The organism is Bradyrhizobium sp. SZCCHNRI3043 (assembly GCF_032377735.1).
GTDB lineage: Bacteria > Pseudomonadota > Alphaproteobacteria > Rhizobiales > Xanthobacteraceae > Bradyrhizobium.
This window is the reverse complement of record NZ_JAUHID010000006.1, coordinates 324,150-336,678: the sequence shown is the minus strand read 5'-3', so window position 1 is coordinate 336,678 and position 12,529 is coordinate 324,150. Positions and strand designations below refer to the sequence as shown.

Here is a 12,529-nt window from a genome sequence, read left to right as displayed (position 1 = left end):
GAGCATGACAGCTGCCTTATGGATGCCGCCTGCCTTTTACCACTACGCCGCCGCCTGCGCGCGCGGCTGGTAGATCGCCACATGGTGGCAGTGCGCCAGCGGCCGCGTGCCGTTCGCCACCACCAGCGCATCGATCTCGACGAAGCGGTGGCCCTTCTTCTCGTAGTTCGCGACCACCCGGCCACGCGCGGTGATCTCGTCGGTTTCGGCAACCGCCGACAGCAGCTGCATGCGGCTGCCGACATGAATCCACGGACCTAGCACGATGTTGTCGACCAGCAGGCGGTTCATCACCCTCTGCAACATGCCCGGATGACCAAGCCGCTCGTTTGCATAGATCGGATCGCGCTCGCGAATCTCAGAGAGATAGGCGGTGGCCGCCTGTCCCGGCCACGCGCGTGGGGCCGTGCCGAGCCAGCTGCCGACAGCGAACGACTCCGCACCGACGAGCGGCCGCACCGCCGCGGCTGGAACCTCTCGATATTCGGCCAGAGCGATGTCGGGCGCCGACGCGGGCAGCGACGCGGAACCGGTGGCGCAGATCTCGCCTTTACTCGTCACCTCCAGGCGGAGCCCGTCGCCGACCTCCTCCGCCCTGACCTCGGCGATCTCGCCGTCATAGACCGGCTTGGTGAACCGCGCCTCGATCAGCCCACGCTCCAGGAACGCCCGCCCCCAGCGCGCGACCGGCTGATGCAGCATATAGGCCAGCACCTCGACGCCGGGCACGAGGCCGCCGGCGAAGCCGAACCGCCGGGCCACGCGGTCGTCGTGCATCTTGTTCTCGGACTGCTTGGCCGTGTTGAACGCCTCGACCGCATACGCCGCGATTCCGTCTGCCATCCTTGCCTCCCTTTGACCCTTTTCGGGCGATGGTAACGGCCGGAAAGGTCCTGGCAAGGCCAGCGTTTGGCTCGCAATTTGGCTGGCGATGGGGTACCAACCGGCCACCCCCAGCAGAACGCCAGATGACGACCGAAACCGCCGAGCTCGCCCCTGTCACGATCTATGTCGACGCCGACGCCTGTCCGGTGAAGGACGAGATCTATCGCGTCGCGATCCGCCACGGCCTGCCAGTGATCGTGGTTGCGGGCGGCTTCATCCGCGTGCCCGAGGATCCCCTGATCACGCGCGTGGCGGCGGGCAGCGGCATGGATGCCGCGGACGACTGGATCGCAGAGCGCGCCGGCGCCGACGACGTCGTCATCACCGCGGACATTCCGCTGGCGAGCCGCTGCGTCAAGGCCGGCAGCGCCGTGATCGCACCGAACGGCAAGCCGTTCACCGAGGAGTCGATCGGCATGACGCTCGCTGTGCGCAACCTCATGACCGATCTGCGGTCATCGGGCGAGGTGACCGGCGGCCCGCGCTCGTTCACGCCGCGCGACCGCTCCACCTTCCTCTCCACCCTCGATACCACGATCCGCCGCCTGCAGCGCCAGCGCGCGGCGCGGGTCCAGCAGCAGAGCTAGAGATATGGCGCCGCCTCTCATCCAACTCAAAGACATCCGCCTGACCTTCGGCGGCACCGCGCTGCTGCAGGGCGTCGAACTGTCGGTCTCGCCCGGCGAGCGCGTCTGCCTGATCGGCCGCAACGGCTCCGGCAAGTCGACGCTGCTCAAGATCGCCGCCGGCCTCGTCGAATGCGACAGCGGCACCCGCTTCGTGCAGCCGGGCGCCACGGTTCGCTATCTGCCGCAGGAGCCGGATTTCTCCGGCCATGCCACCACGCTGTCCTATGTCGAGGCCGGGCTCGGCCCGGGCGACGATCACTATCAGGCGCGCTATCTCGTCGAGCAGCTCGGACTGACTGGAGAAGAAGATCCCGCGCATGTCTCCGGCGGCGAGGCGCGCCGCGCGGCGCTGGCGCGCGTGCTTGCGCCCAACCCCGACATCCTGCTGCTGGACGAGCCGACCAACCACCTCGACCTCACGACCATCGAGTGGCTGGAGAACGAGCTCGACGGCCGAAGCTCGGCGCTGGTGCTGATCAGTCACGATCGTCGTTTCCTCACCAATCTGTCCCGCGCGACAGCGTGGCTCGACCGCGGCCAGATCAGGCAGATCGACCGCGGCTTTGCGGCGTTCGAGGCGTGGCGCGACGAGGTGCTGGCGGAGGAAGAACGCGAGCAGCACAAGCTCGACCGCAAGATCGTCAACGAAGAGCACTGGCTGCGCTACGGCGTCTCCGGCCGCCGCAAGCGCAACGTCAAACGGCTCGCCAATCTGCATGCGCTGCGCCAGCAGCGCCGCGACTATCGCGGCACGGCGGGCGCCGCCAACCTCGCCGCGGCCGAGGCCGACAAGTCCGGCAAGCTGGTGATCGAAGCGAAGGGCGCATCGAAGAGCTATGGTGATCGCAAGATCGTCGACAACTTCTCCATCCGCATCCAGCGCGGCGACCGCATCGGCATCGTCGGCCCCAACGGCGCCGGCAAGACCACGCTGGTCAACCTGCTCACCGGCGGCAGCGAGCCGGACAGCGGCAGCATCCGGCTCGGCGTCAATCTGGAGACGGCGACGCTCGACCAGCACCGCGAGAGCCTCGATCCCCGGACGACGCTCGCCGAAGCGCTGACCGGCGGCCGCGGCGATCACGTCATGGTGGCCGGCAAGCCGAAGCACGTCGTCGGCTACATGGAGGACTTCCTGTTCTCGCGCGAGCAGATGCGCACGCCGCTCGAAGTGCTCTCCGGGGGCGAGCGCGGCCGGCTGATGCTGGCGCGCGCGCTGGCCAAGCCATCGAACCTGCTGGTGCTGGACGAGCCGACCAACGATCTCGACTTGGAGACACTCGACGTGCTCGAGGACATGCTCGGCGACTACGAGGGCACGGTGATCCTGATCAGCCATGACCGCGACTTCCTCGATCGCGTGGTCACCTCGGTGATCGTCCCCGAGGGCAACGGCAAATGGCAGGAATACGCCGGCGGCTACAGCGACATGCTGGCGCAGCGCGGCGCCGACCTGAAGCGCCAGCATGCCAAGGCGGCTGAGGAGAAGAAGGAAACCAAGCACGCGGCCGCGGCGCCTGCGAGCGCGCCGAAGCGCAAGCTCTCCTTCAACGAGAAGCACGCACTGGAGACCTTGCCGAAGACGATCGCCAAGCTGCAAGCCGAGATCGCCAAGCAGCAGGCCGTGCTCGCCGACCCCGCGCTGTATGCGAAAGACCGCAAGAAATTCGACGCCGCCTCCCTCGCGATCGCCACTGCGCAAGCCGAGCTCACCGCCGCCGAAGACCGCTGGTTGGAGCTCGAAGTGCTGCGCGAGGAGATCGAGGGCGCGTGACGTTCATCGAAATCACTTCGTCATTGCGAGCGAAGCGACATGTCCGCCATAGCCCGAAGGGCGACGGCGGAAGCAATCCAGGGCTGCAGTCGTGACTCTGGATTGCTTCGTCGCTTCGCTCCTCGCAATGACGGCTATATGGAGTAAATGACATGACCACCCCGCTCGCCGCCAAGATCGCCAGGGACTACGGCACGCCCTGCGCCGTCATCGACATGGACAGAGTTGAGCGCAACATCGCGCGCATCCAGACGCAATGCGAAGCCGCCGGCGTCGCCAACCGCCCGCACATCAAGACCCACAAGAGCCCGGTGCTTGCCAAGCTGCAGATCGAGGCGGGCGCGCAGGGCATCACCTGCCAGAAGATCGGCGAGGCTGAGATCATGGCGGATGCCGGCATCGCCGATATCCTGATCAGCTACAACCTGATCGGCGAGGAAAAGATGGCGCGCCTCGCCGCGCTGCAAGCCAAGGCCAACATGACGGTTGCCGCCGACAACGCGACCGTGATCTCCGGCCTGCCGCAGGCGGCAAAGCAATCCGGCTGCACGCTGTCGGTCGTGGTCGAATGCGACACCGGGCGCAAGCGCGCCGGCGTCGAGACGCCGACGGAAGCGATCCAGCTCGCGCGCCAGATCGCAGCGTCAGACGGCCTGCGCTTCGCCGGCTTCATGCTGTATCCGACCGAGACCGGCTGGGACGAGGCGCAGCGCTTCTATGACGAGGCCCTGGCCGGCGTTCGCGCCGAAGGGCTGGAGGCTGCCATCGTCTCGACCGGCGGCTCGCCCAACCTGAAGAATCTCGGCAAGCTCAAGGGCGCCACCGAGCACCGGCCCGGCACCTACATCTACAACGACCGCATGCAGGTCGCCGCCGGGGTCGCGACCTGGGACGACTGCGCGCTGCACATCTACTCCACCGTCGTCAGCCGCGCCGCGCCCGAGCGCGGCATCCTCGACGCCGGCTCGAAGACGCTGACGACCGACACCGGCGGCCTCGACGGCCACGGCCTGATCCTGGAGCACCCGGAAGCGAAGATCGCCCGCTTCGCCGAGGAGCACGGCTTCCTCGATCTCTCCCGCAGCAACACCCGCCCCAATGTCGGCGACGTCGTGCGCATCATCCCCAACCACGTCTGCGTCGTCGTCAACATGATGGACGAGGTCGTGACGGTCCGCGGCGAGGAGATCCTGGGCACGTTGCCGGTCGCGGCGCGGGGCAAGCTGCGGTAGGACGAAGCTCTCTCGCAGCGTCACTGCGAGGAGCGAAGCGACGATGACGAGAAATCTGTAGGGTGGGCAAAGGCGCGAAGCGTCGTGCCCACCGCGTTCTTGTACGAATGCCAATGGTGGGCACGCTTCGCTTTGGCCACCCTACAATTCGAGCCGCTTCAAGACGCCCCTGCCCGCGGCGGCCCCGGTCGCGAACGAGGCTTGCAGCAGATAGCCGCCGGTCGGGGCTTCCCAATCGAGCATCTCGCCGGCGGCGAACACACCGGGCAGGCGTTTGAGCATGTAATCGGCGTCGAGCTCGCCATGCGCGATGCCGCCGGCGCTGGAGATGGCGCGGGCGAGTCCGGCGGTGCCCGTCAGCTTCAGCGGCACGGCATTGATCAGCGTCGCGAGACGCTCCGGCGGCAGCGACGACAACGCCAGGCCGTGCGCCTTGGCCGCCTCCTGCAGCAGCCCGATCGCCACCGGCGACAACTGCACCGCCTTGCGCAGCACGTTCGAGAACGACTGCTTGCCGCGCGGTGCCGAGAGCCGCGTGATGAGATCGGCTGTCGCGAGGTCGGGCCGCAGCGCGACGTGCAGGATCGCCCCCCCTGTCAGCGCGATCGCCTCGCGCAGCTCGGCCGACAGCGCATAAACGGCGCCGCCCTCGATGCCATCGCGCGTGACGACAGCCTCCCCGCGCACGCCGCGATCACCGAACGACAGCGCGATGCCCTTCAGCGGCTGGCCCTCGAAGCGATCGCGGAAGATGTCTGACCAGGCGACGGTGAAGCCGCAATTGGCCGGCCGCAGCGGCGCGATCGCGACGCCCTTCGCCGCCAGGATCGGCACCCAGCCGCCGTCGGACCCGAGCCGCGGCCAAGAGGCGCCGCCGAGCGCGAGCACGACAGCGTCAGCGGCGACCGCGCGCGCTCCCGCCGGCGTTTCGAATGTGAGATGTCCGTCCGCGTCCCAGCCGGTCCAGCGATGCCGCAACTCGACGCGCACGCCCTGCGCATCGAGGCGGCGCAGCCACGCGCGCAGCAGCGGCGAGGCCTTCATTGCCCTCGGAAACACGCGGCCGGAGGAGCCGACGAAGGTCGGCTCGCCCAGCGCCTCGCACCAGTCGCGCAGCCGCTGCGGCGGGAACACGCGGATCGCCGGCTCAAGCCACGCCGCCGCCTCGCGGTAGCGCGCCAGGAAGGCGGGCAGCTCTTCGCTATGGGTGAGGTTGAGGCCGCCGCGACCGGCCATCAGAAACTTACGCGCGACCGACGGCATGGCGTCGTAGACGGTCACGGCCGCACCGCCCTCGGCCAACACCTCGGCCGCCATCAGCCCGGCCGGGCCGGCTCCGATGACGGCGACTTGGTTTGAAGAGGACATGGCGCCAATCTAGGCCGAGCAGGTCGCCGAGCAAAAGGTCGTCATGCCCGGGCTTGACCCGGGCATCCACGCCTCTCCACGCATTCAGTGCCAAAGACGTGGATGGCCGGGTCAAGCCCGGCCATGACGGCGGAGTTCGACCCGGGCATCGTGTCTTACAGCTTGATCCCCAGCCGCGCGGCGGCCTGACCGACATATTTCTGCGTCTGCTCGAATGCGCCCTGCAGCGCCCTCGCCTTCGACATGTCGCTGATCTCGGCAAAATGCGCGGCGATCGCGTCCGGCGTCCATTCCTCCGGCGGCAGGTTGATGCCCTCGCTCTCCAGGATCCTGATCACCGCGAAGGAGCCGGCACCCGCGCCCATGATGGTCCGGGTCGGCGCGTCCTCGCTCAGCAGATACTCCACCGCGGGCGTGATCGATTCCGGCTTCATCAGCTGCAGCGCCTGCGGTGGCAGCAGTTCCTCCGTCATGCGCGTCGCCGCCGTCGGCGAGATGATGTTGACGCGGATGTTGGTCTTGCGGCCCTCCTCCGCCAGCACGTTCATGAGGCCGACCATGCCGGTCTTGGCCGCGCCGTAGTTGGCCTGCCCGAAATTGCCGAACAGGCCCGAGGACGAGGTCGTCAGCACGATGCGGCCGTAGTTGCGCTCGCGCATGCCGTTCCACACCGCCTTGCAGCAGTAGAAGCTGCCGACCAGATGCACGTCGAGCACCTTGGCGAAATCCGCCACCTCCATCTTGCCGAACGACTTGTCGCGCAGGATGCCGGCATTGGCGCACATGATGTCGACGCTGCCCCACTCCTTCGTGGCGCGCTCGACCATCGCAGTGACCTGCTCGAAATTCGAGACGTCGGCGCCGTCGGCGATCGCGGTGCCGCCGGCTTTGCGGATCTCCTCGACCACCGTCTCCGCCGCAGTCATCGAGCCGCCGGTGCCGTCGCGCGTGCCACCGAAATCATTGACCACGACCTTGGCGCCGCGGTTCGCCAATCCCAGCGCATGCGCGCGTCCGAGACCATTGCCTGCGCCGGTGACGATGGCGACGCGTCCGTCAAATCTGATTGCCATGTTGCTGTGTCCTAGGTTCTAGGCTCGTCATGCCCGGGCTTGACCCGGGCATCCATCCACTTCGAAAAACTCTCAGTTTTGTTGGATCGCCGGGTCAAGCCCGGCGATGACGAGGGGTGGGTTGGGACGAAGAGAGTTAGCTGAGATAGATCAGTCCGATCCAGTCGGCGACCAGCGCGGGTTTGTCCTCGCCTTCGATCTCGACCGTGACATTGGTGCGCGACTGCAATTCCTTGGGCTTGCGCAGCGTGGCTTCCGCCAGCACGAAGCGGCCGCGCACGCGTTTTCCCGATTTCACCGGCGAGATGAAGCGCAGCTTGTCGAAGCCGTAATTGACGCCCATCGCCGTGCCCTCGATCGCCGGCATCACCTCGTAGGACATCACCGACAGCAGCGACATCGTCAGAAAACCGTGCGCGATCGTGGTGCCGAACGGCGTCGCCTTGGCTTTCTCCGGATCGACATGGATGAACTGATGATCCTCGATCACATCGGCATAGGTGTCTATGCGCTGTTGATCGAGCACGTGCCACGATGACACGCCGATCTCCTGGCCCACCATGGCCTGATAGGCTGCGAGCGAAATCGGCGGCTTCTTCCAGATCTGGTTCATGCGTTCCTACACCTCGTGCCCGGACGGCCTGGTCTTCAGCTCCGGGAAATCCTCTTCCTTGAACTCCGTGCCGCGCAGATGATCCGTGCGGTCGTCCTCATGCTCCAGCCGGCGCAGCTGCACGCGGCGGATCTTTCCGGAGATCGTCTTCGGCAGCTCGCTCACGAGCTCGAGCCGGCGGATGCGCTTGAACGGCGCCAGCCGCGCCTGAAGATGCACGAAGATCGACAGCGCCGTGGCGCGCGAGCGCTCCGCGCCGGCCGTCAGCAACACATAGGCTTTCGGGATGGCGAGACGGATGGGATCCGGAGACGGCACAACGGCAGCCTCGGCGACGGCCTCATGCTCCAGCAGCACGCTTTCCAGCTCGAACGGCGAGATGCGGTAGTCGGACGATTTGAACACGTCGTCGGAGCGCCCGACGAAGGTGAGATAGCCGTCGCCGTCCTGGAACACGACGTCACCCGTGCGGTAGCGCGTGCCATCGGCGCCGGACAGCTTACCGTCGTCGCCCTGATAGCCCTGCATCAGGCCGGCCGGACGCTCGCCGGTGAGCGCCAGCGTGATCTCGCCTTCACTGGCGAGATTGCCGTCGATGTCGGCGACCTCGACGCGATAGCCCGGCAGCGGCCGGCCCATCGAGCCGATCTTCAGTTTCTGGCCCGGCGAGTTGCCGACGATGGCCGCGGTTTCGGTCTGGCCATAGCCGTCGCGAATCGTCAGCCCCCAGGCGGCACGCACCTGATCGATCACCTCCGGATTGAGCGGCTCGCCGGCGCCGCAGGCCTCGCGCAACGAGACCTTGAAGTCGGCGAGGTGCTCCTGGATGAACAGCCGCCACACCGTGGGTGGCGCGCACAGCGTCGTGACGCCGCAGCGTTTGATGATCGCGAGCAGCCCCTTGGCGTCGAAGCGCGGCTGATTGACCACGAATACCGTGGCGCCGGCATTCCAGGGCGAGAAGAAGCAGCTCCAGGCATGCTTGGCCCAGCCCGGCGAGGAGATGTTGAGATGCACGTCGCCCGGCTGCAGGCCGAGCCAGTACATCGTCGAGAGATGGCCGACCGGATAGCTGCGGTGGCTGTGCCGCACCAGCTTCGGCTTGGCCGTGGTGCCCGAGGTGAAATACAGCAGCATCGGATCATCCGGCTGCGTCGGCCCATCCGGCGTGAACGCCTCGGCCGCGTCGGCCGCCTGCTCGAACGGCAGCCAGCCGGCAGGCGCTGCCGGCGCGCCGACGACGACGCGGACGAGATCATCGGCGCCGAGATCGGCGAACTTCGCCACCTGGTCCTGCGCGGCGACCACGGCCTTGGCGCGGCCGCGCTCCAGACGATCGCGCAGCTCGTCGGTCGTCAGCAGCGTGGTCGCGGGGATCACGACGACGCCGAGCTTTATCGCCGCCAGCATCGTCTCCCACAGCGGAACGACGTTGCCGAGCAGCAGCAGCAGATGGTCCCCACGCTTCAGCCCCTGCGCGCGCAGGAAGTTCGCGACCTGGTTGGAGCGGCGCGACAGCGCGGCAAAGGACAGCTTGGTCTGGCGGTCCTGCGCGGCATCGAAGATCCATAGCGCCGTCCGCTCGCGACTCTGCGGATCAGATGCGAGTTCGGCATCGAACCAGTCGAGCGCCCAGTTGAACGGGACGGGATCGGGCCAGCGAAAACCCTTCACGGCCGCATCGTAGTCGGTGCGATGCGCCAGCAGAAACGCGCGTGCGTCCTTGAATGTCGTCATCAGATGGTCCCGGCGAGCTTGCGGACGTGCTGAATGATCCCTGAAAAGTCGACGCCGCCATGGCCGGCGGCCTCAAATGCCTTGTAGATCTCCTGCGCGTGCTGCCCGAGCGGCGTCGCCGCGCCGGCCGCCTTGGCGGCGTCCTGCGACAGCGTGAGGTCCTTCAGCATCAGCGCCGTCGCAAAACCGGGCTTGTAGTCGTTGTTGGCGGGCGAGGCCGGCACCGGGCCCGGCACCGGGCAATAGGATGTCAGTGACCAGCACTGTCCTGACGAGGTCGAGGCGACGTCGAACAGCGCCTGATGCGACAGGCCGAGCTTTTCGCCGAGCGCAAAGGCCTCGCTCACCGCGATCATCGAAATGCCAAGGATCATGTTGTTGCAGATCTTGGCCGCCTGCCCGGCGCCTGCGCCGCCGCAATGGACGATCTTCTTGCCCATCTTCTCCAGGATCGGCTTGGCCGTGGCGAAGGCGCTTTCCTCGCCGCCGCACATGAAGGTGAGCGTTGCGGCCTTGGCGCCGCCGGTGCCCCCGGACACCGGCGCGTCCACGGCGGCGATGCCGTGCTTGGCGGCCAGCGCATGCGCGGCGCGCGCGCTCTCGACGTCGATGGTCGAGGAATCGATGATCAGCGCGCCCTTCGTCATTGCCGGCACGACCTCGGTCCAGACCGCCAGCACATGCTTGCCGGCCGGCAGCATGGTGACGACGGCATCGGCGCTTTTGGCCGCGGCGACGGCGCTGTCGGCGATTTCGGCGCCATCGGCCCTGGCCTGGACGCGCGAGGCCTCGACCAGATCGAACGCGACCACCTTGTGGCCGGCCTTGACCAGGTTGGCGGCCATTGGTCCGCCCATGTTGCCGAGGCCGATGAATGCGATCGTTGCCATGGTTCGTTCTCTCCCCTCGACCTGATTGTTATTTGCTCTGCGGAAAGGTCAGCTCGTCGGCGCCGATCTCGGCGAGATATGGCGCCAGCATCTCCGGTGTCACCTGATCAACATCAGGCGGCGACCATCTGGGATTGCGGTCCTTGTCGATGATCGCCGCACGCACGCCCTCGCGGAAATCGTCGCTGCGGAACACTTCGAGCGCCGCACGATACTCGCGCACCAGGCATTCCTCCAGGGACGCCGCACCGCGTGCCAGTCGCAGCAGCTTGAGCGTCACGACCATGCCGCGCGGCGACTTCTCCTTCAGCGTCTTCAGCGTCGCCAACGCGAGCTCCGAGCCGTCCGCTCTCAGCGCGGTAAAGATGTCGTGCATGCTGTCATGGGCGAACCACGCGTCGATCTTCGCCTGCTGCGCCGCCACCGGGCCGGCCGTCTCCGACGTCGCGAAGCCGGCGATCAGCCGGTCGATCTCGATCGACAGCGTGCCCGGCCTGACTTTGGTCAGGACCTCGCGCAGCGCCGGCCATTTCTCGGTCGGCACCACGGCATCGGCAAAGCGCGCATGGATCGCATCGGGCCCGTTCATGGTCTGCCCGGTCAGGCCGAAATAGGCGCCGAGTTCGCCAGGCGCGCGCGACAAGAGCCAGGTGCCGCCGACGTCGGGAAAGAAGCCGAGGCCGACTTCCGGCATCGCGAGCTTGGTCTTCTCGGTCACGATGCGGTGACGGCCATGCGCCGATAGTCCGACGCCGCCGCCCATCACCAGCCCGTCCATGTAGGCGACATAGGGTTTTGGGAACGCCCCGATGCGCGCGTTCATGATGTATTCCTGGCGCCAGAACACCTTGCCGAGATCGCCGTTCGTCTTCGAGCTCTCATAGAGCCCGCGGATGTCGCCGCCCGCGCAAAGTCCACGCTCGCCCGCGCCTTCGAGCACGACAATTGCGACGGCCGGATCGCCCTCGAACTGATCCAGCGCGGCATCGATGCCCATCGACATCTCCAGCGTCATCGCGTTGATCGCCTTCGGCCGATTCAGCCGGATGATGCCGGCCGAGCCTTCGCGGCGGATGATCAGGTCGCCTTCGATGACCTCGCTCATCGCGCCGCCTCGATCAGCTTGCGCGACACGATCAGGCGCATGATCTCGTTGGTGCCTTCGAGAATCTGGTGCACGCGCAGATCGCGGACGATCTTCTCGATGCCGTATTCGCTCAAATAGCCGTAGCCGCCGTGCAGCTGCAGCGCCTGGTTGGCGACCTCGAAGCCGACATCGGTCCCGAAGCGCTTGGCCATGGCGCACAGCATGGTCGCGTCAGCATCCTTGCGGTCGAGCGCAGCCGCCGCGCGCCAGACGAAGGTGCGCGCCGCCTCCAGCTCGATCGCCATGTCGGCGATGCGAAACTGCAGCGCCTGGAATTCGTCGAGCCGCTTACCGAACGCCTTGCGCTCTTTCGTATAGGCCAGCGTCTTGTCGAGCGCCGCCTGCGCGCCGCCGAGCGAGCAGGCGGCGATGTTGAGACGGCCGCCGTCGAGCCCTGCCATCGCGATCTTGAACCCAATGCCCTCCTCACCCAGCCGGTTGGCCACCGGCACCCGCGCATTCTCGAAGATCACGGCCCGGGTCGGCTGCGCATTCCAGCCCATCTTGCGCTCATTGGCGCCGAACGACACGCCGGGGGCATTGGCGTCGATCACCAGCGTGGAGATGCCTCCGGGACCATCGGCGCCGGTTCGCACCATCGCGACGAGGATATCGGTGGCGCCGGCACCGGAGATGAACTGCTTCTGCCCGTTGAGCACGTAGTCGTCGCCGTCGCGCACCGCGCGCGTGCGCAGCGCCGCCGCATCGGAGCCCGCGCCCGGCTCAGTCAGGCAGTAGCTCGCGATCAGGTCCATGGCGCAGAGCTTCGGCAGGTAAGCCTGGCGCTGGGCCTCGGTACCGAAGGTGTCGATCATCCACGAGGCCATGTTGTGGATCGAGATGAAGGCTGACACCGTGGGGCAGCCCGTCGCCAGCGCCTCGAAGATCAGCGCCGCATCGAGCCGGCTGAGACCCGAGCCGCCGACATCGTCGCGGATGTAGATGCCGCCCATGCCGAGGCCCGCCGCCTCCCGCATCACATCGACGGGAAAATGCTTCTCCTCGTCCCAGCGCAGCGCATGCGGGGCAATCTTCTCGGCCGCGAAGGCGCGCGCCATGTCGCGCACCGCGATCTGATCCTCGTCGAGAGCGAACTGCATCCGTTCTCCGCGTTTCCTGGTCTTGTTTGTTGGTCTTTGCGCTTTCCTCATGCGCCGTCATTGCGAGGAGCCGAAGGCGAC

Annotated in this window: 10 protein-coding genes and 1 pseudogene; 3 read left to right on the top strand and 8 right to left on the bottom strand. The window is 67.1% G+C overall.

Annotation, left to right across the window (positions count from 1 at the left end):
- Nucleotides 1-42 precede the first annotated feature (42 nt).
- On the bottom strand, nucleotides 43-843 hold the full coding sequence (locus QX124_RS16155; RefSeq protein WP_315797686.1) for a hypothetical protein: 801 nt from the start codon (nucleotides 841-843) through the stop codon (nucleotides 43-45).
- 125 nt (nucleotides 844-968) lie between these two features.
- Between QX124_RS16155 and QX124_RS16150 the strand changes: the two genes are divergently transcribed.
- From QX124_RS16150 to QX124_RS16140, 3 genes are all read left to right on the top strand, one after another.
- The gene (locus tag QX124_RS16150) at nucleotides 969-1,472 is read left to right on the top strand and encodes a YaiI/YqxD family protein (protein ID WP_315739167.1); all 504 of its coding nucleotides are present in this window, start codon (nucleotides 969-971) and stop codon (nucleotides 1,470-1,472) included.
- Nucleotides 1,473-1,476: 4 nt separating this feature from the next.
- Nucleotides 1,477-3,288, top strand: a complete 1,812-nt coding sequence (locus QX124_RS16145; RefSeq protein WP_315776847.1) for an ABC-F family ATP-binding cassette domain-containing protein — start codon at nucleotides 1,477-1,479, stop codon at nucleotides 3,286-3,288.
- A gap of 152 nt (nucleotides 3,289-3,440) precedes the next feature.
- A complete protein-coding gene (locus QX124_RS16140; RefSeq protein WP_315797685.1) occupies nucleotides 3,441-4,520 on the top strand; it encodes a D-TA family PLP-dependent enzyme in 1,080 nt (359 codons plus the stop codon).
- Nucleotides 4,521-4,661: 141 nt separating this feature from the next.
- Here QX124_RS16140 and QX124_RS16135 read toward each other — a convergent pair whose 3' ends face one another.
- The 7 genes and pseudogenes from QX124_RS16135 to QX124_RS16105 form a co-directional block, all read right to left on the bottom strand.
- Nucleotides 4,662-5,888 (bottom strand): TIGR03862 family flavoprotein, encoded by a 1,227-nt coding sequence (locus tag QX124_RS16135; RefSeq protein ID WP_315797684.1) that lies wholly within the window; start codon nucleotides 5,886-5,888, stop codon nucleotides 4,662-4,664.
- Between the two features lie 155 nt (nucleotides 5,889-6,043).
- Nucleotides 6,044-6,961, bottom strand: coding sequence for an SDR family NAD(P)-dependent oxidoreductase (locus tag QX124_RS16130; protein ID WP_315797683.1), 918 nt, complete (start codon nucleotides 6,959-6,961; stop codon nucleotides 6,044-6,046).
- 136 nt (nucleotides 6,962-7,097) lie between these two features.
- Nucleotides 7,098-7,574, bottom strand: coding sequence for a MaoC family dehydratase (locus QX124_RS16125; protein ID WP_315739161.1), 477 nt, complete (start codon nucleotides 7,572-7,574; stop codon nucleotides 7,098-7,100).
- Between the two features lie 6 nt (nucleotides 7,575-7,580).
- The gene (locus tag QX124_RS16120; protein WP_315797682.1) at nucleotides 7,581-9,311 is read right to left on the bottom strand and encodes an AMP-binding protein; all 1,731 of its coding nucleotides are present in this window, start codon (nucleotides 9,309-9,311) and stop codon (nucleotides 7,581-7,583) included.
- Nucleotides 9,311-10,219 (bottom strand): annotated as a pseudogene (gene mmsB, locus QX124_RS16115) (3-hydroxyisobutyrate dehydrogenase); the annotation flags it as partial. The gene QX124_RS16120 and the pseudogene mmsB, both read right to left, overlap by 1 nt.
- 10 nt (nucleotides 10,220-10,229) lie before the next feature.
- A complete protein-coding gene (locus tag QX124_RS16110) occupies nucleotides 10,230-11,306 on the bottom strand; it encodes an enoyl-CoA hydratase/isomerase family protein (protein ID WP_315776853.1) in 1,077 nt (358 codons plus the stop codon).
- Nucleotides 11,303-12,448 (bottom strand): isobutyryl-CoA dehydrogenase, encoded by a 1,146-nt coding sequence (locus tag QX124_RS16105; protein WP_315776854.1) that lies wholly within the window; start codon nucleotides 12,446-12,448, stop codon nucleotides 11,303-11,305. The genes QX124_RS16110 and QX124_RS16105 overlap by 4 nt, the downstream gene beginning before the upstream one ends.
- Nucleotides 12,449-12,529: the final 81 nt, after the last annotated feature.